18 protein-coding genes and 1 tRNA gene are annotated in these 23,219 nt (G+C 66.4%); 14 read left to right on the plus strand and 5 right to left on the minus strand.

Features of this window, described 5'->3' with window-relative positions; translation table 11 throughout:
- Nucleotides 1–53: 53 nt before the first annotated feature.
- From AB7F10_RS05185 to AB7F10_RS05230, 10 genes are all read left to right on the plus strand, one after another.
- On the plus strand, nt 54–1,385 hold the full coding sequence (locus tag AB7F10_RS05185) for a porin (protein ID WP_428562938.1): 1,332 nt from the start codon (nt 54–56) through the stop codon (nt 1,383–1,385).
- A 159-nt stretch (nt 1,386–1,544) separates the two neighbouring features.
- Entirely contained in the window at nt 1,545–1,931 is a 387-nt protein-coding gene (locus AB7F10_RS05190) for a helix-turn-helix transcriptional regulator (protein ID WP_428562936.1), read from the plus strand.
- A 147-nt stretch (nt 1,932–2,078) separates the two neighbouring features.
- The gene (locus AB7F10_RS05195; RefSeq protein ID WP_428562934.1) at nt 2,079–2,384 is read left to right on the plus strand and encodes an ETC complex I subunit; all 306 of its coding nucleotides are present in this window, start codon (nt 2,079–2,081) and stop codon (nt 2,382–2,384) included.
- 120 nt (nt 2,385–2,504) lie between these two features.
- Nucleotides 2,505–2,581: transfer RNA gene (locus tag AB7F10_RS05200), tRNA-Arg, on the plus strand.
- Between the two features lie 312 nt (nt 2,582–2,893).
- Complete coding sequence (locus AB7F10_RS05205; RefSeq protein WP_428562932.1) at nt 2,894–8,101, plus strand: alpha-2-macroglobulin; 5,208 nt, start codon at nt 2,894–2,896, stop codon at nt 8,099–8,101.
- Entirely contained in the window at nt 8,101–10,149 is a 2,049-nt protein-coding gene (gene pbpC / locus AB7F10_RS05210) for a penicillin-binding protein 1C (protein ID WP_428562930.1), read from the plus strand. The genes AB7F10_RS05205 and pbpC overlap by 1 nt, the downstream gene beginning before the upstream one ends.
- A 70-nt stretch (nt 10,150–10,219) precedes the next feature.
- Nucleotides 10,220–11,962 (plus strand): ArnT family glycosyltransferase, encoded by a 1,743-nt coding sequence (locus tag AB7F10_RS05215; RefSeq protein ID WP_428562928.1) that lies wholly within the window; start codon nt 10,220–10,222, stop codon nt 11,960–11,962.
- Entirely contained in the window at nt 11,959–12,798 is an 840-nt protein-coding gene (locus AB7F10_RS05220; protein WP_428562926.1) for a phosphatase PAP2 family protein, read from the plus strand. Before AB7F10_RS05215 ends, AB7F10_RS05220 begins: the two co-directional genes overlap by 4 nt.
- Before the next feature lie 41 nt (nt 12,799–12,839).
- Entirely contained in the window at nt 12,840–13,577 is a 738-nt protein-coding gene (locus AB7F10_RS05225) for a glycosyltransferase family 2 protein (protein ID WP_428562924.1), read from the plus strand.
- Between the two features lie 36 nt (nt 13,578–13,613).
- Nucleotides 13,614–13,946, plus strand: a complete 333-nt coding sequence (locus tag AB7F10_RS05230) for a lipid-A-disaccharide synthase N-terminal domain-containing protein (protein WP_428562922.1) — start codon at nt 13,614–13,616, stop codon at nt 13,944–13,946.
- A 113-nt stretch (nt 13,947–14,059) separates the two neighbouring features.
- Here AB7F10_RS05230 and metC read toward each other — a convergent pair whose 3' ends face one another.
- Nucleotides 14,060–15,244, minus strand: a complete 1,185-nt coding sequence (metC, locus tag AB7F10_RS05235) for a cystathionine beta-lyase (RefSeq protein WP_428562920.1) — start codon at nt 15,242–15,244, stop codon at nt 14,060–14,062.
- A 315-nt stretch (nt 15,245–15,559) separates the two neighbouring features.
- Here metC and AB7F10_RS05240 point away from each other — a divergent pair, with 315 nt between their 5' ends.
- From AB7F10_RS05240 to AB7F10_RS05255, 4 genes are all read left to right on the plus strand, one after another.
- A complete protein-coding gene (locus tag AB7F10_RS05240; protein ID WP_428562918.1) occupies nt 15,560–16,576 on the plus strand; it encodes an amino acid ABC transporter substrate-binding protein in 1,017 nt (338 codons plus the stop codon).
- A gap of 93 nt (nt 16,577–16,669) precedes the next feature.
- The gene (locus AB7F10_RS05245) at nt 16,670–17,878 is read left to right on the plus strand and encodes an amino acid ABC transporter permease (RefSeq protein WP_428562916.1); all 1,209 of its coding nucleotides are present in this window, start codon (nt 16,670–16,672) and stop codon (nt 17,876–17,878) included.
- 10 nt (nt 17,879–17,888) lie between these two features.
- Entirely contained in the window at nt 17,889–19,055 is a 1,167-nt protein-coding gene (locus AB7F10_RS05250) for an amino acid ABC transporter permease (protein WP_428562914.1), read from the plus strand.
- A 10-nt stretch (nt 19,056–19,065) separates the two neighbouring features.
- A complete protein-coding gene (locus tag AB7F10_RS05255) occupies nt 19,066–19,845 on the plus strand; it encodes an amino acid ABC transporter ATP-binding protein (protein WP_428562912.1) in 780 nt (259 codons plus the stop codon).
- 31 nt (nt 19,846–19,876) lie between these two features.
- Here the strand turns inward: AB7F10_RS05255 and AB7F10_RS05260 are convergent, their stop codons facing one another.
- The 4 genes from AB7F10_RS05260 to AB7F10_RS05275 form a co-directional block, all read right to left on the minus strand.
- Nucleotides 19,877–20,278, minus strand: coding sequence for a VOC family protein (locus AB7F10_RS05260; RefSeq protein WP_428562910.1), 402 nt, complete (start codon nt 20,276–20,278; stop codon nt 19,877–19,879).
- A gap of 65 nt (nt 20,279–20,343) precedes the next feature.
- Complete coding sequence (locus tag AB7F10_RS05265) at nt 20,344–21,222, minus strand: MBL fold metallo-hydrolase (protein ID WP_428562908.1); 879 nt, start codon at nt 21,220–21,222, stop codon at nt 20,344–20,346.
- A gap of 49 nt (nt 21,223–21,271) precedes the next feature.
- Complete coding sequence (sseA, locus tag AB7F10_RS05270; protein WP_428562906.1) at nt 21,272–22,126, minus strand: 3-mercaptopyruvate sulfurtransferase; 855 nt, start codon at nt 22,124–22,126, stop codon at nt 21,272–21,274.
- A gap of 47 nt (nt 22,127–22,173) precedes the next feature.
- On the minus strand, nt 22,174–23,214 hold the full coding sequence (locus tag AB7F10_RS05275) for a cysteine synthase A (protein WP_428562904.1): 1,041 nt from the start codon (nt 23,212–23,214) through the stop codon (nt 22,174–22,176).
- Nucleotides 23,215–23,219: the final 5 nt, after the last annotated feature.

Genomic DNA, 23,219 nt, shown 5'->3' on the forward strand with positions numbered 1-23,219 from the left:
ATGCGGACTTCTGCGATCGCCGGGAGCGCAAAAACGGCTTCTCCATCCAGTACGTGAAGATTTGCAGCCTGTACGGCGCGGGTTTCTATTACATCCCGGGCACGGATACCTGCCTGAAGGTCGGCGGCTGGGTTCGCATGGAAACCGGCTACGGCTACAACGGCAGCTTCACGACCGAGTGGTTCTTCAACAACCTGAACAACCGTTCGACCAACAACAACAACTGGCGCGTGAAGGGCACCGTGACCTTCGACGCCCGTGAGCAGACCGCTTACGGCACCCTGCGCAGCTATGCCGCGCTCGGCGTCAGCAACAACAACAACGGCGACAGCGCGATCGCCGCGAACTACGCCAACCGCTGGTTCATCCAGTGGGCCGGCTTCACGATCGGTCACGCCACGTCGTTCTTCGACTTCTACTCGATCGGCGGCAACCAGTACGGCTTCGCGAACGCCTCGTCCGATACCGGCGACGGCGGCTGGGACGTGTTCGGCTACACCGCGCAGTTCGGCAACGGCCTGTCGGCCTCGCTGTCGGCTGAAGTGCAGCGCCGCACGCAGATCATGGCGGGTGCGCTGGCGACCGGTAACGTGCTGTCGACGAACTACGCCGGGCACAATATGCCCGACCTCGTCGCCAACCTGCGCGTCGACCAGGCCTGGGGTTCGGCCCAGATCATGGGTGCTCTGCACGGCGTGCAGGCGTCCTACTACGGCGCCAACGAGACCACCGGTCACCCGGAAGACAAGATCGGCTACGCCCTCGGCGCCGGCCTGAAGTTCAACGCGCCGATGATCGGTGCGGGCGACTACTTCCAGGCCCAGCTGACCTACACCAAGGGTGCGTCGCGCTACTCCGACCACACTGCGTTGCCGTTCAACAAGATCAAGTATGACGGCACCACCTTCGGCTTCGGCATCGAGTCCGACGCTACGATGGGCGGTGCGGTTGCGACCGCCAACGGCTCGGATCTCGAGCTGACCTCGACCTGGGCGGTCAACGCCGCGTTCACGCACAACTGGACCCCGGCTTTGAAGTCGACCCTGTGGGGCGCCTATCGTGACGTGAGCTACAACGGCGCTGCCAACGCGATGATCTGCTCGAGCCTCGGCGACGGCGCCGGCGCCGGCACCACCGCTGTGGCCAACGCGGGTTGCGATGCCGACTGGAGCATGTGGGGCGTCGGTCTGCGCACCGAGTGGAAGGCGACCAAGAACCTCGCCCTCGGTCTCGAAGTGCTCTACGCCGAGCTGAACTCGGCGTCGTCTTCGACGGGCACGATCAACCTTGCTGCCAACAGCACCAAGCCGGCCGGCACCTACACGCTGGCCGACCAGGACCAGGTTGCGATCCGCTTCCGCGCGACCCGCAGCTTCTATCCCTGATCGGATAGTGGTCTGAACAAAACCCCCGGCGGGAAACCGCCGGGGGACTTTCCGTGAAGGCGGTATCCCGCTTGCGGATCGAGAAATGTCCGCCGGGCATGGCTGCGCAATTCGGGACGTTGCGTCGGACGCGATGTCGAACGACGAGGCCGGGCCAACATGCTGCTGACGACACAGCGCCATCAGAACATTGTCGAACTTGTCCGGCTCGAGCGCCGGGCCTTTGCCGCGAAACTGCGAACCGCGCGGGCGCTCCTGAACTGGAGCCAGTCCGATCTCGCCGACCGCGTTGGGCTGACGCAGCGGGCGATCCACAAGCTTGAACAGGGCGAGACCGAGCCGCGCCGCGCCACCGTGCATGCGGTCGAGGATGTGCTGCGCGCCGAAGGCGTGGTGTTTGAAGACCGGGCCGGCGGCTTCCAGCTTGTCGTGGACAGCGAAGTGCTGGATCGCGCGGCGAAACCCGCGCAAAAGCGCCGGCAGCCCCATCGCTACGATCTCGGCGTGACCTCACGCCAGGCCCGCGTCGCCAACTATCGCGCCTGACAGTCTGCCACCGCCCGTGACGGCGACCGGCCGGCTTGTCCGCCGGGCGGAGAGCCCGTGTTTACGGCTTTGCCGCAAAAGCCGGGAGTTGCCACCCGCGGCGCGTCAAATTATATCCGGACGACTCGCTCGGAGGACGCCGCCGCCATGTTCGCCCGCATCTATAAACCCGCCAAAACCGCCATGCAGTCAGGGTTGGCGCGGACCCAGCATTGGGCCATCGACTTCGAGCCGCAGGAGGCCCGTACCGTCGAGCCGCTGATGGGATGGACGTCGTCGGGCGATATGCGCCAGCAGCTCAAGCTGCGGTTCCCGACCAGGGAAGAGGCGGTCGCCTATTGCGAACGCCACGGCATCGCCTACCAGGTGTTCGAGCCGACCGATCCGGAGCGGCGCACGATGTCCTATTCGGAAAATTTCGCTTTCAAGCGCCGCGAGTCCTGGACGCACTAGGCCTGGGAGATTGCGCAAGCCCGTACGGCGGCCTTTCGCCGGACGGCCAGTGCGGTTAAACGGACGCAGTGCGGTTCGATCGGGAATCCAGCGACCGGCCGGACACGGCCGTCCGAGCACGGCCCCGTAGCTCAGAGGATTAGAGCAGCAGCCTTCTAAGCTGTTGGTCGGAGGTTCGAGTCCTCCCGGGGTCGCCACTTGCTCTCCCGCCGCCGGCACCGGCGAGCCACACGCCCGGCTCTGGCGTCAATTCCAAATATCAATTCAAAATCAGATAGTTACAGGAGAAAGCTTTAGCAATTCATCTGATTTCTGAATGCCCGATCCTATGCCATTCGCTAAGAAACAAGATCGCTTTTGAAAGGCGACGCTTTGAACCTCCAAGGCCATCACCTCGACACCTTCATCGCGTGAATCGATATTTGGGCTTGCTGCCGACTTCCGCTGCCGTATTTCCGGCGCTCCGGATGCCGTCGCTCCGGACCCTTTCTGGACTTTGGAGATCTTGCATGCTGCCGCTCGTTCGCGCCGTTGCCGTGGCTCTGGCGGTCGCCGCCGCTTTCGTTCTTCAGCCTGCTGCCGCCGCCGCCGACAAGGATTTCGCCAACGCCGCGCTGGCGGATGCCGCGATCAAGCTCGAGGCGCAGATCAAGGCGGACGCGGGCACCGTCGCCAAACCTGCCGCCACCTTGCGCAAGGATGCCGACGCCGCGTTCCAGAAGAACGATCTGCGGGCCGGCATGACGGTGCTGAGCCAACTGGTTGTCGTCGAGCCGAACGACGCAGCGGCCTGGCTGCGGCTGGCCCGCACCGTCAGCGAGATCAAGCCGCGCGACAACCGGGAGAAGGCGTTTTTCCTCGATCGCGCGTCGACCGCTGCCTACATCGCCTATCAACGCAGCGGCGGACAGGCAGGCGAGGCGGAAAGCCTCGATTTGCTGGGGCGCCTGATGGCGGATCGTCAGCAGTGGCGGCCGGCGCTCGACGCCATGCGGATGTCGCTGGCGATGCGCGAACAGGCCGACTTGCGCCGCCGCTACGAGACGGTGCGCGCCGAACACGGCTTCCGCATCCTCAATTACACCGTCGACTCCGACGCGACCTCGCCGCGCGCCTGCTTCCAGTTTTCGGAAAGGCTGCCGGCGGAGGGCGCCGACCTGACGCCGTTTGTCGTGGTCGCGGGCTTTGACCGCCCGGCGATTGCGATCAACGAACAGCAGTTGTGTGTCGACGGTCTCAAGCATGGCGAGCGCTACGCGGTGACGCTGCGCGCCGGGCTGCCCTCGACCGTCGGCGAGGCGCTGGCGAAATCGGCCGATTACACGATCTTCGTGCGCGACCGCAAACCCTTCGCGCGCTTCACCGGCAAAGCCTACGTGCTGCCGCGCACCGGGCAGAACGGCATTCCGTTGCAGACCGTCAACACCGACGCGGTGGCGATCACGGTTTATAGGATCGGCGACCGCAACCTGATCGACACCGTGCTCGGCTACGAGTTCCAGCGCAATCTCTACCGCCATCAGGCCGAGCGGATCGGCACCGAGCAGGGCGTGAAAGTGTGGGACGGCGAACTCGCCGTCGAGCGCAAGCTCAACATTGAGGTCACCACCGCTTTCCCGGTGACGCAGGCGGTGCCGGACCTCGCGCCGGGTGTCTATGCGATGACGGCGGAGCCGAAAGGCACCACCGGTAACGACTACGGCCAGCTCGCGACGCAGTGGTTCATCGTGTCCGACCTCGGGCTTGCCGCCTACAAGACGAATGACGGCATCGACGTGTTCGTCAATTCGCTCGCCACCGCCGAGCCGCGGGCGCTGACCGAATTGCGGCTCGTCGCGCGCAACAACGAAGTGCTCGCGACCAAGCGCGCGGATGCCTACGGCTATGTGCACTTCGACGCCGGGCTCGCGCGCGGCGAGGGTGGGCTGGCGCCGGCGGCGATCGTCGCCTCCGAGCGCGGCGACTACGCGTTCCTCAGCCTGAAGTCTCCGGCCTTCGACCTGAGCGACCGCGGCGTCACCGGCCGCGCCGCGCCCGGCGCGCTCGACGCGTTTATTTATACCGAGCGCGGCGTCTATCGTTCCGGCGAGACCGTCCATGTGACGACGCTGCTGCGCAACGCGCAAGGAACTGCGGCGGCCGGCGTGCCGCTGACCTTCGTGATGGAGCGCCCCGACGGCGTCGAATATCGCCGCAGCGTGGTGCAGGACCAGGGTCTCGGCGGGTTCGCCCTCAGCGTGCCGATCGTCCGCTCGACCATGACCGGCACTTGGCGCGTGCGCGCCTATGCCGACCCCAAGCGACCGGCGCTCGGCGAAGCGGCGTTCATGGTCGAGGACTATGTGCCCGACCGTCTCGAATTCGACCTCAAAGCGGAGACCGCCGTGCTGCCGCGCGACGGCGCTGCAAAAATCTCCGTCGACGGACGTTTCCTGTATGGCGCGCCGGCCGCCGACCTGTCGCTCGAAGGCGAGGTGGTGATTGCACCGGCCGCCGAGCGTCCGGGTTTTGCCGGCTACGTGTTCGGCCTGAGCGACGAGGAGGTTGCAGCCACTCGCCAGCAGCTCGGCGACCTGCCGCAGACCGGCCAGGACGGCAGGGCGACGTTCGACCTCGAACTCGCCGACATACCGGACACCGGCCGTCCGCTCGAGGCGCGCATTGCGGTACGCATGGCGGAGAGCGGCGGCCGCGCGGTCGAGCGCAAGCTGACCGTGCCGATCGCCGCGGACGGCGCTGCGCTCGGCGTCAAGCCGACCTTCTCGGGCCGTTCGCTGGGTGACGGCGAGAATGCGACCTTCGACGTCATCGCGGTCGCCGCGGATGGCAAGCGCGAGGCGCGCAACGGTGTGCGCTGGGAACTGCAGCGCGTCGAGACGCGCTATCAATGGTATCGTCAGAACGGAAACTGGAATTTCGAGCCGGTCAAGCTGACGACGCGCGTCGCCAATGGCACCGTCGATGCCGGCACCGATGCGCCGGGTAAGCTGTCGATCCCTGTCACCTGGGGCCGCTATCGGCTCGACGTGACCGGCGACAACGACATGCGTACCTCGCTGACCTTCGATGCGGGTTTCTACGCGGAGTCGACCGCCGACACGCCGGACCTTCTCGAAGTCGCGCTCGACAAGAAGGAATACAAGCCGGGCGACATCCTGACCGTGACCGTGACAGCGCGCAGCGCCGGGCGTCTCACCGTCAATGTCTTTACCGACAAGCTGGCGACCACGGTCTCGCAGGTCGTGAGCAAGGCGGGGCCGGTGTCGGTGAAGTTGCCGGTCGGCAAGGACTGGGGCACCGGCGCCTATGTCGTCGCGACGTTGCGGCGTCCGCTCGATGCCGCGGCCAAGCGCCAGCCCGGCCGCGCCATCGGCGTGCAGTGGTTAGCCATCGACCGCGCGGCGCACACGCTCGCCGTCGAGATGCCGCTGCCGGACCGGATCCGTCCGAACACCGCGCTGACAATCCCGGTCAAGCTCGGCGGTCTCGCCAAAGGCGAGGAGGCGCATGTCGTCGTCGCCGCCGTCGACGTCGGCATTCTCAATCTCACCGGCTACAAGCCGCCGGCGCCGGACGACTATTACCTCGGCCAGCGGCGGCTCTCGGCCGAGGTCCGCGATCTCTATGGCCAGCTGATCGACGGCCTGATGGGCGCGGCCGGGCGCATCCGCACCGGTGGCGACGCGGGCGGTGCGGAACTCTCCGGCGCTCCGCCGACGCAGGCGCCGCTCGCGTTCTATTCCGGCGTCGTCAAGGTCGGCGCCGACGGCACCACGCAGGTCAAGTTCGACATTCCGGCCTTTGCCGGCGCCGTGCGTGTCATGGCGGTGGCCTGGAGCAAGGACAAGGTCGGCAAGGCGTCGGGCGACGTCACCGTGCGCGATCCGGTGGTACTCACGGCGACGCTGCCGCGCTTCATGCGCAACGGCGACACCGCCGCGCTGCAGGTCGAACTCGACAATGTCGAAGGCGCGGCCGGCGACTACGCGGTCAATGTCGTGGCCGACGGCACGATCTCGGCGGAAACCAGTGTTGCCAAGCTGGCGCTGAAGGAGAAGCAGCGCGACCGTGTCGGCGTGCCGCTGAAGGCGACCGGCGCGGGCACGGGCGGCGTGACGGTGCGGGTCGGCGGGCCGAACGGTTTCGCGCTCGAACGTCACTATGCGCTCGAAACCCGGCCGGCGACGCAAATCCTGTCGCGGCGCACGGTGACGGCGCTCGGCAAGGGCGAGAGTCTCACGGTCTCTCCCGACATGTTCGCCGATTTCGTGCCGGGCACGGGACGGGCGGCGGTGTCGGTGTCGATCTCGTCGGCGCTCGATGCGGCGGCGCTTCTCAACGCGCTCGACCGTTATCCGTTCGGCTGCTCCGAGCAGATCGCGAGCCGCGCGGTGGCGCTGCTCTATGCCAACGAACTCGCGCAGCAGGTGAAGCTCTCCGTCGATGGCGCCATCGACCAGCGCATCCGTGACGGCATCGCGCAATTGCTGGCGCGGCAAAGCTCGATCGGGTCGTTCGGCCTGTGGTCGGTCGGCGGCGACGACGTGTGGCTCGACGCCTATGTGACCGACTTCCTGACGCGGGCGCGTGAGCGGAAATTCGAGGTATCGGACACGGCGTTCCGCCTTGCGCTCGACCGGCTGAAGAACTTCGTCGGCACCGCGCCGGAGCCGGCGAAGGACGGCGGCCGCAATCTCGCTTATGCGCTCTATGTGCTCGCTCGCAACGGCACCGCGCCGATCGGCGATCTGCGCTACTACGCGGACGTCAAGCTCGCCGACTTCGCGACGCCGATTGCACGGGCGCAGCTTGCCGCCGCGCTCGCGCTGCACGGCGACCGTGCGCGGGCGGAGAAGGTCTATGCCTCGGCGCTCGCCGCCATCCCGCAACGGCCCGTGTTGCAACTCGGCCGCGCCGACTACGGCTCGGTGCTGCGCGACGGCGCGGCGCTGGTGACGCTGGCGTCCGAAAGCAATGCGCCGCGCGCGACCATCGATACCGCGCTGACGCGGGTCGAGGCGGCGCGGGGGCTGTCCGCCTTCACCTCGACGCAGGAGCAGGCCTGGCTGGTGCTTGCCGCCCGCGCGATGGCGAAGGAAGCCGCCGGCATCTCGCTCACCGTCGGCGGCGCCGCGCACAAGGGCGTCTATCAGCGCAGCATGACGGCGCAGGGCTTCACCGCGCCGGTGACATTGACCAATGCCGGCGAGGGCAATGTGCAGGCGGTGGTGACGGTGAGCGGTTCACCGCTGACGCCGGAGCCTGCCGCCGAACGCGGCCTCAAGATCGAGCGGTCTTTCTTTACGCTCGACGGGCAGGCGGCCGATCCGGCGCAGGCGAAACAGAACCAGCGCTTCGCGGTGGTGCTGAAGGTGACCGATCCGAACCCGCAATTCGCAAGGCTGATCGTGGCGGACTATCTGCCGGCCGGTTTCGAGATCGATAACCCGCGGCTCGTGTCATCGGGCGATACCGGCACGCTCGGTTGGATCGCCAATGCGGCGACGCCGGTCAGCTCCGAATTCCGCGACGACCGCTTCAGCGCGGCCTTCGAGCGGCAAGCCGGAAATCCGGCGGTGTTCGCCGTTGCGTATGTCGTGCGCGCGGTGACGCCCGGCAAATACGTTCTGCCGCAGGCGATGGTCGAAGACATGTACCGGCCGGATCGCTTCGGCCGCACCGACACCGGCTCCATCGAGATTTCGACAGTGCGATAATGCGCCTGAAGATCATCCTCGCCGGGTTTGCCTCGCTCGCCGTCACCACGCTGCTGGTGGCGGCGTGGTGGGTGATCTCGCTCGGCCCGGTGCCGCTCGGCAAGGACATCGACTATTCGCGCGTGGTGCTCGACCGCAACGGACAGATCCTGCGGGCCTATACCGCCGGCGACGGCCGCTGGCGGCTGCCGGCGACCGTCGAGCAGGTCGATCCGCAGTTCCTGAAGATCCTGTTTGCTTATGAAGACCACCGTTTCGAGGATCACATCGGCGTCGATCCGTTCGCGATGGCGCGTGCGGCCTGGCAGTTCGCGAAAAGCGGACACATTGTCTCCGGCGGCTCCACGCTGACGATGCAGGTGGCGCGGCTCTTGGAGCCGCGGCGCGAGCGCAGTCTCTATGCCAAGCTCAAGCAGGCGGTGCGTGCGCTCGAACTCGAATACGTGCTGAGCAAGGACGACATCCTCGCGCTCTATCTTTCGCTGGCGCCCTATGGCGGCAATATCGAAGGCATCCGCGCGGCCTCGTGGTCCTATTTCGGCAAGGAGCCGCGACGGCTGACGCTCGGCGAGGCGGCGCTGCTTGTCGCATTGCCGCAATCGCCGGAGACGCGGCGGCCCGATCGCCATCACGACAATGCGCTTGCCGCGCGCAATCGCGTGCTGGAGCGCGTTGCGCGCGCCGGCGCGGTGCCTTATGCCGACCTCGCGGCCGCCAAGGCGGAGCCGGTGCCGCATGCGCGCAGGCCGATGCCGATCCTCGCGCCGCATGCCGCCGACGAGATCATCGCGCTCGATGCCGACATTCGTGTGCACCGGTTGACCATCGAAAGCCGGTTGCAGCACGATCTCGAGCAGCTCGCGCAGACCCGCGCGCTCGCTTTGGGTCCGCATATTTCCGCCGCCATCGTCGCGGTCGACAACGAGACGGGCGACGTGCTGGCGCGTGTCGGCTCGGCCGGTTATTTCGCGGGCGAGCGCGCGGGGCAGGTCGACATGACGCAGGCGTTGCGCTCGCCCGGCTCGACCTTGAAGCCGTTCATCTACGGCCTCGCCTTCGAGGACGGCTTCCTGCATCCCGAAACGCTGATCGACGATGCGCCGGTGCGCTACGGCAGTTATGCGCCGGAGAATTTCGACCAGTCGTTCCAGGGCACGGTGACGGTGCGTCGCGCGCTGCAACTGTCGCTCAACGTGCCGGCGATCGCGGTGCTCGACCGTCTCGGCACCAGCCGGCTCGCCGCGCGGCTGCAGCAAGCCGGCGCCTCGCTGGTGCTGCCCAAGGGCGAGGCGCCGGGCCTTGCGATGGGCCTCGGCGGTGTCGGTGTCACGCTGTCCGATCTCACCATGCTCTATACCGGCCTTGCGCGCGGCGGCGTGGCGCGGCCGTTGATCGAGCGCGCCGGCGGATCGTCGCCGGATCGCCGGCTGCTCGATCCGGTTGCGGCCTGGTACATCGGCAATGTGCTCCTCGGCGCGCCGCCGCCCGACAACGCACCGCGTGGGCAGATCGCCTTCAAGACCGGCACGTCGTACGGCTTCCGCGACGCCTGGGCGGTTGGGTTCGACGGGCGCACCACCATCGGCGTCTGGGTCGGACGGCCCGATGGCGCGCCGGTGCCGGGCCTGATCGGCCGCGCCGCCGCCGCGCCGATCCTGTTCGACGCCTTTGCGCGGCTCGGCCGTTCGCCCGCCGCGCTCGAGACACCGCCCGGCGGTGTCATGCGCGTGTCAAACAGCCGGCTGCCGCCGACGCTCCGGCACTATCATCCCGGGCAGATCGCCGGGACGGATGGCCGGGCGCCCCGAATCATGTTCCCGCCGGACGGCGCGACCCTCGACCTGCCGGACCTTCGCCGCCCGGACCCGGTCGCGGTCAAGATTTCCGGCGGCGAGGGCAGGCTGTCGGTTCTGGTCAACGGCGTGCCGCTGCCGGAGGGCGACGGCCGGCGGACCGTGTTTTTCACCCCGGACGGCGGCGGCTTCGTGCGGCTGACGGTGATGGATGGGCGGGGCGCGACGGACAGTGTTGTCGTCCGTCTACAATAGACATTAATAGCGCAAACGGCCCTCGGCCGTTCTTTTCCGCCGCCCGCGTTGACACTATTGTCCCGCCCGCATGGCCAACCCCTCGCTTCCCAACAGCGCAGCGCCCCCGGCTCCCGGCCGGTCGAAATGGCAGACGCGCGGCTTCGCGCTCCTGCTCGACATCGCCACGGTGTCGCATGCCCGCGCCGCGGCGCTGCTCGTCGTCCTGTCGCTCGCGATGTTCCTGCCGGGTTTCTTTGCCTTGCCCCCGGTCGACCGCGACGAGGCGCGTTTCGCGCAGGCCAGCAAGCAGATGGTGGAAGCCGGCGATTATGTCGACATCCGCTTCCAGGACGAGGTTCGTTACAAGAAACCGGTCGGCATCTACTGGCTGCAGTCGGCGGCGGTGAACGTCGCCGAGGCCGTCGGCGTCGAGGAGGCGACGACGCGGATCTGGATTTACCGGCTGCCGTCGCTATTCGGCGCGATCGGCGGCGTGCTGCTGACCTATTGGGCTGCGCTCGCCTTCGTCAGCCGTCGTGCGGCGCTGCTCGCCGCCGCCATGATGGCAAGCTGCATCCTGCTCGGCGTCGAGGCGCGGCTCGCCAAGACGGACGCCATGCTGTTTCTCACGACGACCGCGGCGTTCGGCGCGCTGGCGCGGGCTTATCTCGGTCCGAAACGCACGCCGACGGAAACCGTGGGCTGGCCGATTGCTTTCATCTTCTGGACGGCGCTCGCCGCCGGCACGCTGCTGAAGGGGCCGTTGATCTTTCTGTTCGTCGGTCTGACCGCGCTCGTCGTTTCCGTCATCGACCGCAGCGCGCGCTGGCTGCTGGCGCTGCGCCCGCTGCCGGGGATCGTCTGGCTTCTGCTGCTCGCGTCGCCGTGGTTCATCCTCATCATGACGAAGAGCGGCTCGGCCTTCATTCAAGGCTCGATCGGCGCCGACGCCTTGCCGAAGATTCTCGGCAGTCAGGAAGGCCACGGCGCGCCGCCCGGATTTTATTTTCTGCTGTTCTGGGCGACCTTCTGGCCGGGTGCCGTCATCGCCGGTCTTGCGACGCCGACAGTGTGGCGCGCGCGGCGCGAGCCGGGCGCGAAGTTCCTGCTCGCGTGGCTGATCCCGTCGTGGATCGTGTTCGAACTGGTGGTGACCAAGCTGCCGCATTACGTGCTGCCGCTTTATCCCGCCATCGCCATTCTGATCGCCGGTGTGCTCGAGCGGGGCGGCTTGTCGCGATCGCGCTGGCTCGCGCACGGCACGGTCGGCTGGGTTCTGATGCCGCTCGCGGTGGCGATCGCGTCGGTCGCCGGCTTTGTGGTGCTGGCGCATGAGCTGGGTTTTCTGGCCTGGCCGTTCGCCGCCGGCGCGCTGGTGATGGGGCTGTTCGCGTGGTGGCTCTATGACGTCGACGGCGCCGAATACGCGATGCTGCGCGCCATCGCAGCGTCACTTCTCGTCGCGGTGACGCTGTTCGGAATCGTGCTGACCTCTTTGCCGGGTCTGTTTCCGAGCGTGACGATGGCGCAGGCCTTGCACGACAGCGACTGCAGCGAGCCCGAAGCGGCGGCGGCCGGTTTTCACGAGCCGAGCCTCGTTTTTCTCGCCGGAACGAAAACGCTGCTGACCGACGGCGCCGGCGCCGCCGATTTCCTGCGCCAGGGGCCATGCCGTTTCGCCTTCGTCGAACAGCGGCACGAGCGCAGTTTCGTGCAGCGCGCCGAAGGTCTCGGCCTGCGCTATTGGCAGGTGACGAAGATCGAGGGCTTCAATATTTCAAACGGACGCCGGGTTTCGATGTCGGTGTTTCGCTCCAGCGAGGGGCCGTGACGACGTCCGCCACCGGCGATGCGCGCAACGACCGCTGGCCGCGCCGCATGGCGATGCATATCGGCGCGGCGCTGCGTTTGCTGTCGCGGCCGGCGCGGGGCCGGCCGGCTGCGGCGTTCAATTGGCCGCGCTGGGCGGTGGCCGTTGCCGTGGCGCTTGCCGTCCTGCTCGTCATCGCCTTGCTGCTCGATGCGCCGCTCGCGCGCGGCGCGCGCGCACTGCCGCGCTGGCCGGTCGATCTGTTCGACGCCGTGACTACCTTCGGCAAGTCTGGCTGGTTTCTCTGGCCCGTCGGCGTCGTGCTGCTGGCCATCGCCGCGTTGCCGGCGCGTTTGCCGGAGCGCAGCCGGCTGGTGCTGATCGCGCTGGTGGTGCGTCTGGAGTTTCTGTTCGCGGCCATCGCGATACCGGGTGTGGCGGTGAACATTCTCAAGCACGTCATCGGCCGCGGCCGGCCCTATGTCGGCGGTTCGCTCGATCCGTTCCACATGAACCCGTTCTCCTGGCCGGCCGCCTATGCCTCGATGCCGTCCGGCCACGCGGCAACGGCGGGTGCGGTGGCGGTCGCGGTCGCGACGCTCTGGCCGCGCAGCCGGGTCGTCGTGCTCATTTATGTCGTGGTTATTCTGGCGAGCCGCGTGGTGCTGACGGCACATTATTTGAGCGACGTGTTGGCAGGAGCCGCCGTCGGGGCCGGCGGGGCCATGCTGATCAGGCATTATTTCGCGACCCGGCGGCTCGGATTCTCGATCGGGCCGGACGGCCGGATCGTTGCGTTTCCGATGCCTTCGCTGCGCCGCATCAAGGCAGTTGCCCGCGGCCTGCTGTCTGAATAAGAAGCGGGACGGCGGCCGTGGCCGCGGGGAATCACAACGCTATGCCTGCCAATTCCAGCGATCCTTCGGTCTCCGTCGTGGTGCCGGTCCGCAACGAAGCGGAGAATATCGCGCCGCTGGTCGCCGAGATCGTCAGGGCGCTCGAGGGCCAGTGGCCGTTCGAGATCGTCTATGTCAATGACGGCTCGAACGACGGCACGGCGGCCGAACTGGCGCGGCTGAAGGCGCAGTATCCGTTTCTGCGGCAGATGCGGCACCAGGCGTCGTGCGGCCAGTCGGTTGCGGTGCGCACGGGCGTCGCCGCGGCGCGCGGGGGCATCGTGGTCACGCTCGACGGTGACGGGCAGAACGATCCGGCCTTCCTGCCGGCGATGATCCGCGCGCTCGAGGCGGGCGGCCCGCGCATGGGATTGATCGCCGGCCAGCGGGTCGGCCGCAAGGACACCGGCTTCAAGAAATTCCAGTCGCGCATCGCCAACGCGGTGCGCGGCGCGGTGCTGCGCGACGGCACGCGCGACACCGGCTGCGGCCTCAAGGCATTCCGGCGCGATGTCTTTCTCGCGCTGCCGGCCTTCGACGGGCTGCATCGCTTTCTGCCGGCGCTGGTGCGCCGCGAAGGCTGCGACATCGGTTATGTCGACGTCGTCGACCGGCCGCGCGCGCACGGCGTTTCGAATTACGGCATGTGGGACCGGCTGTGGGTCGGCATCCTCGATCTCGCCGGCGTGTGGTGGCTGATCCGCCGCCGCAAGCGCATCCCGGTGGTCTCGGAAGAATAACGCGCGCTTGTTTGCGCGGTTGAAAAGGACTTCAGAATGCTCATCGAACTTGCGAACGCCGTCGGCGGTTATCTGCACGAGGTCTTCGTCATCAATCTCGACTGGTGGGTGCTGCTGGGCTTCGTTGCGCAAGCCTTCTTCACCGCGCGATTTGCGGTGCAGTGGCTCGCCTCCGAGCGCGCCGGCAAGAGCGTGATCCCGCTCGCGTTCTGGTGGCTGTCGATCGGCGGCGGTCTGCTGCTGTTCGTCTACGCGCTGTACCGCAAGGACCCGGTGTTCATCGCGGGGCAGGGCTTCGGCGTGTTCGTCTACGCGCGTAACCTTTATTTCGTAATGCGCGACCACCGCAACAGCGCCACGGCGGTGTAGAGCATCGTCATGGCCGGGCCTGTCCCGGCCATGCACGTCTTTGATACAATCGCAAGCAAGACGTGGATGCCCGGCACAAGGCCGGGCATGACCGTTCACTCTGATCTCACCCGTCAGTTCGTGCGCTTCATTGCGGCGAAGCCGCGCTCGAGATCGGCGATCAGGTCGCCGGTATCCTCGAGGCCGATGTGGAAGCGCAGCGTATGGCCGCCGGGCGCCCAGGGCGTCGCGGTGCGATACTCGGCGCAGTCGAACAGGATGACGAGGCTCTCGTAGCCGCCCCACGAGAAGCCCATGCCGAACAGCGCCAGCTCGTTCATGAAGGCATAGACGGCTTGGTCGCTCATCGGCTTCAGCACGATGCTGAACAGCCCGCTCGCGCCGGTGAAATCGCGCTGCCAGATCGCGTGCCCCGGATCGCTCGGCAGGGCGGGATGCAGCACGCGCGCGACTTCCGGCCGCGCTTCAAACCATTTTGCGATGGTCAGCGCGCTTTCATAATGACGGGCGAGCCGCACCGACAGCGTGCGCAGGCCGCGCAAGGCGAGATAGATGTCGTCCGGCCCGGCGCACAGCCCGCTGTTGCCGGCGGTGTCTTTCAGTTTGCCGAGCGTTGCCGCATTGGCCGACACCGTGCCAAACATGATGTCGGAATGGCCGCCGATATATTTGGTGCCGGCCTGGATCGACAGATCGACGCCCTTGGCGAAGGCGTCGAAATAGAGCGGCGTCGCCCAGGTGTTGTCCATGAGGACGACCGCGCCCTTGTCGTGCGCGACCTGCGCGATGGCCGGAATGTCCTGCATCTCGAAGCTCTGCGAGCCTGGCGCCTCGACGAACACCACGCGGGTGTTCGGTTTGAACAGCTTGGCGATGTCCTTGGCCGCCAGCGGGTCGTAATAGGTCGTCTCGACGCCGAACCGCTTGAGGATGCCGTTGCAATAGGTCCGGGTCGGCCGGTAGGCGCTATCGCTGACCAGAATGTGATCGCCCGAGGCGGTGACCGACATCAGCGCGGTGGCAATTGCGGCGAGGCCCGACGGCAGCAGCGCGACGCCGGCGCAGCCCGGACCTTCAAGTTCCCGGAGTGCGTTTTCAAGCGCCTCGGAGGTCGGCGTACCACGGCGACCGTAAACATAACGCGCCCGATGCGCGACCTGATCCTCCGCCGTCGGATAAAGCACCGTCGAGGCGTGATAGACCGGCGGATTGACGAAGCCGAACTGCTCGTCGGGGTCGCGGCCGGCGGTCACGAGGCGGGTGTCGGGCTTCAGGGAGGTCGGTTTCTTGCGGGCCATGAGCGGTTACTTCGAAAGTCGCAATCGGGAGGAATGGGTGTTCCGGAATGCCGCGGCGGGCACGGCGGTCTGCGCCTATACCGCCCGCCGGACCGTGATGCGTCAACCCCCGCGCCGCGAAAGGCTTGACCTTGCGGGGGGATCGTTCTGAGATGCCTTTCAGCGACTGTCAGGTCCGCTTTCGGGCGATAGCGCCCGGCCTGGCTTGTGGGGAACGGCTCTTCATTCCGATCGGCGGCAGGTGGGCCGGTTCAACCCGGTGCGGCGACCGGCAAGCGCCTGCAGCGACAAAAAACAAGGGAAAAGGCTCGAGTCATGAAACGTGCAGTAGCATCTCTCGCCCTGGCGGCGGCTCTGGGATTGGCCGCGTCGGCGGCGTCGGCGCAGACGCTGAACACGGTCAAATCGCGCGGCATGCTCCATTGCGGCTCGAACGGATCGCTCGCCGGCTTCGGCCTGCCGGACGCGCAGGGCAACTGGACCGGGCTCGACGTCGATTTCTGCCGCGCGATCGCGGCGGCGATCTTCAACGACGCGAAGAAGGTGAAATTCGTCCCGCTGACCGCGAAGGATCGTTTCACCGCGCTGCAGTCCGGCGAAGTCGACCTGCTCGCGCGCAACACCACCTGGACCTCGTCGCGTGACACCTCGCTCGGCCTGAACTTCACCGGCGTCAACTATTACGACGGTCAGGGCTTCATGGTGCGCAAGGCGCTGAAGGTGAATTCGGCGCTGGAACTGAACGACGCGGCGGTCTGCGTGCAGCAGGGCACGACGACCGAGCTCAACCTCGCCGACTATTTCCGCGCCAACAAGATGAAGCTCAAGACCGTGACCTTCGCGACCGCCAACGAGGCGGTGAAGGCCTATGACGCCGGCCGCTGCGATGCTTACACCACGGACGCCTCGGGCCTCTATTCGGAGCGCCTGAAGCTCGCCAATGCGAACGACCATGTCGTGCTGCCGGAGATCATCTCCAAGGAGCCGCTCGGCCCGTCGGTGCGTCACGGCGACGACCAGTGGTTCGATATCGTCAAGTGGACCCACTTCGCGATGGTGGCGGCCGAGGAGCTTGGCATCAGCTCCAAGAACATCGACGAGGCGATGAAGTCGACCAATCCGGACGTCAAGCGTCTGGTCGGCACCGAAGGCAATTACGGCGAGCAGCTCGGTCTCACCAAGGATTGGGCGGTGCGCATCATCAAGCTGGTCGGCAATTACGGCGAAGTGTTCGAGCGCAACGTGGGGCAGGGCTCGCCGCTGAAGATCGCGCGCGGCCAGAATGCGCTGTGGACCAAGGGCGGCCTGCAATACGCGCCGCCGATCCGCTAAGCCGCTGGTTGAGGGGACATCAGGCCGCGGACCGTAAGGCCCGCGGCCGGGGAGCGCGCCGGCCGGCGAGGGCGCGTCACCGGGAGAGGGCTGATGGCGAGCGATCGTCCGGCGATGGCGGAATCCGCGCAGGCCAGGCCCGCGCGCGCCGCGTTCTATAACGATCCCGCCGTCCGCAGCGTCGTCTACCAGGTCGTGCTGTGCGCGGTCGTCGCCTTTCTGGTCTGGGGCGCGATCGGCAACGCCGTCGACAATCTGCGGCGCGCCAACATCGCCTCCGGTTTCGGCTTCTGGGACAACACCGCCGGCTTCGATATTTCCCAGACGCTGATCTCCTACACGTCCGACGCCTCGACCTATGGCCGGGCGTTCTGGGTCGGCCTGCTGAATACGCTGCTGGTCGCCGTGCTCGGCATTGTGCTGGCGACGATCATTGGCTTTCTCGTCGGCATCGGGCGGCTGTCGTCGAACTGGCTGGTGGCGAAGTTCTGCGCGGCTTATGTCGAGACGATCCGCAACATCCCGCTGCTGCTGCAACTGCTGTTCTGGTACAACGCGGTGCTCAAGACGCTGCCCGGCATCCGCGACAGCGTGCATCTGTTCGGCGGCGGCTTCCTCAACAATCGCGGGCTGTTCCTGCCGCAACCGCAGTTCGGCGCGGGCTTCGGCGTGGTGCTCGTGGCGCTGGCGGCCGGTATCGCCGGTGCGCTCATCTATCGTTATCGGGCGCGCAGACGCCAGATGCAGACCGGCGTTCAGGCGCCGGTGCTGTGGGTCTCGCTTGCGCTGATCCTCGGTCTGCCGCTCGCCGCACTGATCGCGACCGGCTTTCCGGTCAGCTTCATCTTCCCGGAAATGGGCCGCTTCAATATTCGCGGCGGCGTCGAGGTGTTGCCTGAGTTCGTTGCGCTGCTGCTCGGCCTGTCGATCTATACCGCCGCCTTTATCGCCGAAGTGGTGCGCGCCGGCATCCGCGCGGTGCCGCACGGGCAGACGGAGGCCGCCTATTCGCTGGGCCTGCGGCCGGGTCCGGCGCTGCGTTTCATCGTCATTCCGCAGGCGATGCGGGTGATCGTGCCGCCGCTGACCAGCCAATATCTCAACCTGACCAAGAATTCCTCGCTGGCGGTCGCGATCGGCTATCCCGATCTGGTGCAGATTTTCACCGGCACGGTGCTGAACCAGACCGGCCAGGCGGTCGAGGTCGTCGCCATCACCATGGCGGTCTATCTGACGATCAGCCTCGTGACGTCGTTCGCCATGAACCTCTACAACCGGCGCGTCGCGCTGGTGGAACGGTGAGGGCGGCGGCATGACGATGTCGGAAGGGGATCTCGCCGTCACCGAACTCGCCTTCGTGCGCCGCGAGCAGATCGCGCCGCTGCCGCCGCCGGCGATGACGACCGGACCGCTCGCCTGGGTCCGCGACAATCTCCTGTCGTCGATCCTCAACGTCATCCTGACCGTCGTGATGACGGCGCTGGCGGTCTGGGTGATCTACGAGATTCTGGACTTCCTCATCTTCACCGCGGTGTGGAGCGGCGCGGATCGCGAGGCCTGTCTCGCCAGTCCGGCACAGCCGGTGGTCGGCGCCTGCTGGCCCTTCGTCAAGGAGCGCGCCGCTTATTTCGTCTACGGCTCCTATCCGATCCCGGAACGCTGGCGTGTCGATATTTTCTTCGCGATGTTGGCGACGGGCATCGTCTGGCTGCTGTGGCTCAACGCGCCGAGGCGGGATATCGGCGCGTTCTACTTCTTCGTGATCGTGCCGATCGTGTCCTACATCCTGCTGACCGGATGGCCGCTGATCGGTCTGGAAGCGGTCGATACCGCGCTGTGGGGCGGCGTGCTGGTGACGATCGTCGTCGCCTGGGCCGGTATCGTCGTCTCCCTGCCGGTCGGCATCGTGCTGGCGCTCGGACGGCGCTCGCGGATGACGACGGTGCGCACGCTTTCCGTGATCTTCATCGAATTCGTGCGCGGCGTACCGCTCATCACCGTGCTGTTCATGGCGAGCGTGATGCTGCCGCTGTTTGTGCCGGACCAGTGGTCGCCGGACAAGCTGTTGCGCGCGCTGGTCGGCATCGCGTTGTTCGCCTCCGCCTACATGGCCGAGGTAGTGCGCGCCGGCCTCGCGGCGATCCCCAAGGGGCAATTCGAGGGCGCGCAGGCGGTGGGGCTCGGCTACTGGCAGATGATGCGCTTCATCGTGCTGCCGCAGGCGCTCAAGATCACGATCCCGAATATCGTCAACACCTATATCGGCCTGTTCAAGGACACCACGCTGGTCTTCATCGTCGGCATTTTCGATCTCCTGAAGACCGTCGAGGTGTCGCGCATCGATCCGAAATGGGCGACGCCGGTGACCAGCACGACCGGCTATGCGGTGGCGGCGATCTTCTATTTTGTCTTCTGTTACGGCATGTCGTGTTACGCGCGTGCGACCGAAGCGCGGCTTGCCAGATCCGAACGGCGGTGAGGTGACAACGATGGCTCAACTGGACAGCGTATCCCTGAAGCCGACCCCGCTCGCCAACGAGATCGCGGTTGAGATCGTCGGCATGCACAAGTGGTACGGCAGTTTCCACGTGCTGCGCGACATCAACCTGCGCGTCAAAGGTGGCGAGCGCATCGTGGTGTGTGGGCCGTCGGGGTCGGGCAAATCGACCATGATCCGCTGCATCAACCGGCTCGAGGAGCACCAGCAGGGCCGCATCGTCGTCGACGGCGTGGAACTGAGCAACGACCTGAAGAAGATCGACGAAATTCGCCGCGACGTCGGCATGGTGTTCCAGCATTTCAATCTGTTCCCGCACCTGACGGTGCTGGAGAATTGCACGCTGGCGCCGATCTGGGTGCGCAAGATGCCGCGCAAGGACGCCGAGGAGATCGCGATGCACTATCTGCGGCGGGTCAAGATTCCCGATCAGGCGCAGAAATATCCGGGCCAGTTGTCCGGCGGCCAGCAGCAGCGCGTGGCGATCGCGCGCGCGCTCTGCATGCGGCCCAAGATCATGCTGTTCGACGAGCCGACCTCGGCGCTGGATCCCGAAATGGTGAAAGAAGTGCTCGACACCATGGTCGGTCTCGCCGAGGACGGCATGACCATGCTGTGCGTGACGCACGAGATGGGATTCGCGCGGCAGGTCGCCAACCGGGTGATCTTCATGGACGAGGGGCAGATCGTCGAAGCGAATACGCCCGAGGAATTCTTTTCGAACCCGCAGCACGAGCGGACCAAGCTGTTCCTCAGCCAGATCCTGCACTGACGCGCCGCGACGCAGGCTCAGACCCTGCTCGTCAGGCCTTGCTTGTTAAACCTTCTTGGGCAGTGTCGTAGTTCAGCTCGATCATGATCCCATTGGGATCGCGCACGAAAATCTGCCACAGCTCGCCGCCGGGCACTTCGGCGGTTTCGAAGGCGAAGCCCTTGTCGGCAAGGTGCTGCTTCATCTGCTTGAAGCCGGAACTGACAAACGCGATGTGGTGGACCACGCCGCTGTCGGGCTTCTGCGCCTCGCCGGTCGGCGAAATGTCGCGCAGATGCACGACCGGCTTGCCTTCGCTGTAGAGCCATGCGCCGGGAAAATTGAAGGCGGGACGCGGCCCGTTCTCAAGGCCGAGCACGTCCTCGTAGAACTTCACGGTGTCTGCGAGCTTGCAGGTGCGAACGTTGTAGTGATCGAGCAGTCCGACGCCCATACCCGGTCCTCCTGAACTGTCGTCCGCGGGGTCTCGTGCAATGCCCGGACGCCTCGGGAGCAAGTCTAAAGGACGTTGACCGGGATTTTCAAATAGGAATGGCCGTTGTTTTCGGGGGGCGGCAGCCGGCCGCCACGCAGATTGACCTGAAGCGCGGGCAGGATCAGCACCGGCATGGGCAGGGTCTTGTCGCGCGCGTTGCGCATCTGCGCGTAGTCTTCGCGGCTCGGATTGCCCTTGAAATGCTTGTTGCTGCGCTTTTGTTCCGCGACGGTGGTCTCCCACTGCGGCGCGCGGCCGCCTTCCTTGTAGTCGTGGCCGGTAAACAGGCGGGTCTCGCCGGGCAGTGCAAGGATTGCCTTGATCGAATTGTAGAGCGTCTCGGCGTTGCCGCCGGGAAAATCGCAGCGCGCGCTGCCGGTATCCGGCTGGAACAGCGTGTCGTGGACGAACGCGGCGTCGCCGACGACATAGGTGATCGAGGCAAGCGTGTGGCCCGGCGAGTGCATCACCCGCGCGGTGAGACTGCCGATCGCGAAGGTGTCGCCGTCGGCGAACAGCCGGTCCCAATCCTTGCCGTCAACGGGGAAGTCCGGGACATTGTAAATGTCGCGCCAGAGCTTCTGCACCTCGACGATCTTCCGCCCGATCGCGATCGGCGCGCCGAGCTTGTCCTTGAGATAGGCGGCGGCGGAGAAGTGATCGGCGTGCGGGTGGGTGTCGAGGATCCAGTCGATCGTGAGCTTATGCTTGTCGATTTCGGCCAGCATGGCGTCGGCCGCGGTCGTCGCGGTGCGGCCGGCCTTCTCGTCGTAGTCGAGCACGGGATCGACGATGGCCGCGTGGCCGGTCGCCGGGTCGATGACCAGATAGGCGATGCTGCCGGTCTTGTCGTGATAGAAGCCGAGGACGTCGGGGCGGGGCGAAGGCGAAGACGAGGACATGATTGGGGCGATTATGTCGGGGCGTGGCCTCCGCGTAAATGCGCCGCCGTCAGTCCTTCACAACCGGCAAATCGGGCCTGCCGCCCCATTCCGTCCACGAGCCGTCATAAATGCGCGCCGGTCCCTTGCCGATGGCATCGAGGCCGAGCGCCAGCACCACGGCGGTGACGCCGGAGCCGCAGGTGGTGATGATCGGCTTGTCGGTATCGACGCCAGCCTTGGCGAAGGCGGCGGCGATGGTGTCGCGCGAGGCGAGGCGGCCGTTCTCGACGATCTCGGTGAAAGGCAGATTGAGCGCGCCCGGCATGTGGCCGGAGCGCAGGCCCTTGCGCGGCTCGGCCTCCTTGCCGGCAAAGCGGCCGGCCGAGCGGGCGTCGACGAGCTGCGTCGAACCGTCGTTCAGCGCCAGTTGTACATCGGTCACCATCGCCACCGCGCCGGTGTCGAGTTGCGCCTTGAAGGTCCTGGACGCGCGCTTGACCTCGCCGGCCTCGGTCGGGCGCTTTTCCGCCGTCCAGGCCGGCAGGCCGCCGTCGAGGATAAAGACGTTCTTCGCGCCGAAGATGCGGAAGGTCCACCACACGCGCGGCGCCGAATAAAGCCCGCTGCCGTCATAGACGACGATGGTGTCGGTCTCGGCGATGCCGAGTGTGCCGACCGCTTTGCCGAAAGCATCCGCGCCCGGCAGCATGTGCGGCAGGTCGGTTTCGGTATCGGCAATTGCGTTGATGTCGAAGAACACCGCGCCCGGAATATGCGCCTTGGCGTATTCGGCTTTGGCGTCGCGGTTCTGCGTCGTCAGATAGTAGGAGCCGTCGACCACGACGAGATTGGCGTCGCCGAGATGATCGGCAAGCCATGCGGTGGATTTGAGCCAGCGGCTCGCGGGGGTTGCTTCCGTCATGATCCCGATCTTTTCCCGGCTTATCGTCGAATGTGAGGCGCGGAGCGTCAGGCCGGTTCGAACGGCGGCTTGATCGCGGACTTGCGCTCAAGCCATGCCGGAACCGGCAGGTTCTTCGAACGCAGGAAGTCCGGGTTGAACAGTTTGGACTGATAGCGCGTGCCGAAGTCCGCGAGCACGGTGACGATGGTGTGGCCGGGGCCGAGATCGCGGGCGAGGCGGATCGCGCCGGCGACATTGATGCCGGACGAGCCGCCAAGGCAAAGCCCTTCGTGCTCCAGCAGATCGAAGATCAGCGGCACGGCCTCTTCGTCGGGAATGAGGTAAGGCTTCTCGACCTTGATATCCTCGATGATCGGCGTGACGCGGCCGAGGCCGATGCCTTCGGTGATCGAGCCGCCTTCGGTCGCGGTCGCCTCGCCATCCTTGAACAGCGTGTACATTGCCGCGCCGTGCGGATCGGCAAGGCCGATCACGATGTCCTTCTTCTTCTCGCGCAGGAAGGTCGATGTGCCGGCGAGCGTGCCGCCGGTGCCGACCGAGCAGATGAAGCCGTCGATCTTGCCGCCGGTCTCGTTCCAGATCTCGGGGCCGGTCGAGACGTAATGCGCCTTGCGGTTGTCGAGATTGTTCCACTGGTCGGCGAAGATGACGCCGTTCTTTTCGGTCTTGCGCAGCTCGGCGGCGAGCCGGCGTCCGACATGCTGGTAGTTGTTCGGGTTGGAATAGGCGACCGCCGGCACTTCGACGAGTTCGGCGCCGCAAAGCCGCAGCATGTCCTTCTTTTCCTGGCTCTGCGTTTCCGGGATGACGATCAGCGTGCGGTAGCCGCGCGCATTGGCGACCAGGGCAAGCCCGATGCCGGTGTTGCCGGCGGTGCTTTCGACCACCAGGCCACCCGGCTTAAGCTCCCCGCGAGCCTCGGCCTCGAGGATCATCTGGCGGCCGGCGCGGTCCTTGACCGAGCCGCCGGGGTTCATGAATTCGGCCTTGCCGAGAATGGTGCAGCCCGTGAGTTCCGAGGCGCGGCGAAGCTTGATGAGGGGGGTGTTGCCGATCGCTTCGACAATCCCGTCACGAATTTGCATGCTCA

The organism is Pseudolabrys sp. (assembly GCF_050250095.1).
In the GTDB taxonomy this organism is placed as follows: domain Bacteria; phylum Pseudomonadota; class Alphaproteobacteria; order Rhizobiales; family Xanthobacteraceae; genus Pseudolabrys.

Bases quoted from the DNA above. Each gene is read 5' to 3' on its own strand.
- AB7F10_RS05240 (WP_428562918.1), top strand. From the start codon at position 15,560: ATGAAACGTGCAGTAGCATCTCTCGCCCTGGCGGCGGCTCTGGGATTG.
- AB7F10_RS05230 (WP_428562922.1), top strand. From the start codon at position 13,614: ATGCTCATCGAACTTGCGAACGCCGTCGGCGGTTATCTGCACGAGGTC.
- AB7F10_RS05190 (WP_428562936.1), top strand. From the start codon at position 1,545: ATGCTGCTGACGACACAGCGCCATCAGAACATTGTCGAACTTGTCCGG.
- AB7F10_RS05250 (WP_428562914.1), top strand. From the start codon at position 17,889: ATGACGATGTCGGAAGGGGATCTCGCCGTCACCGAACTCGCCTTCGTG.
- AB7F10_RS05225 (WP_428562924.1), top strand. From the start codon at position 12,840: ATGCCTGCCAATTCCAGCGATCCTTCGGTCTCCGTCGTGGTGCCGGTC.
- pbpC (WP_428562930.1), top strand. From the start codon at position 8,101: ATGCGCCTGAAGATCATCCTCGCCGGGTTTGCCTCGCTCGCCGTCACC.
- AB7F10_RS05245 (WP_428562916.1), top strand. From the start codon at position 16,670: ATGGCGAGCGATCGTCCGGCGATGGCGGAATCCGCGCAGGCCAGGCCC.
- metC (WP_428562920.1), bottom strand. From the start codon at position 15,244: ATGGCCCGCAAGAAACCGACCTCCCTGAAGCCCGACACCCGCCTCGTG.
- AB7F10_RS05255 (WP_428562912.1), top strand. From the start codon at position 19,066: ATGGCTCAACTGGACAGCGTATCCCTGAAGCCGACCCCGCTCGCCAAC.
- AB7F10_RS05265 (WP_428562908.1), bottom strand. From the start codon at position 21,222: ATGTCCTCGTCTTCGCCTTCGCCCCGCCCCGACGTCCTCGGCTTCTAT.
- AB7F10_RS05275 (WP_428562904.1), bottom strand. From the start codon at position 23,214: ATGCAAATTCGTGACGGGATTGTCGAAGCGATCGGCAACACCCCCCTC.
- AB7F10_RS05195 (WP_428562934.1), top strand. From the start codon at position 2,079: ATGTTCGCCCGCATCTATAAACCCGCCAAAACCGCCATGCAGTCAGGG.
- AB7F10_RS05215 (WP_428562928.1), top strand. From the start codon at position 10,220: ATGGCCAACCCCTCGCTTCCCAACAGCGCAGCGCCCCCGGCTCCCGGC.
- AB7F10_RS05205 (WP_428562932.1), top strand. From the start codon at position 2,894: ATGCTGCCGCTCGTTCGCGCCGTTGCCGTGGCTCTGGCGGTCGCCGCC.
- sseA (WP_428562906.1), bottom strand. From the start codon at position 22,126: ATGACGGAAGCAACCCCCGCGAGCCGCTGGCTCAAATCCACCGCATGG.
- AB7F10_RS05260 (WP_428562910.1), bottom strand. From the start codon at position 20,278: ATGGGCGTCGGACTGCTCGATCACTACAACGTTCGCACCTGCAAGCTC.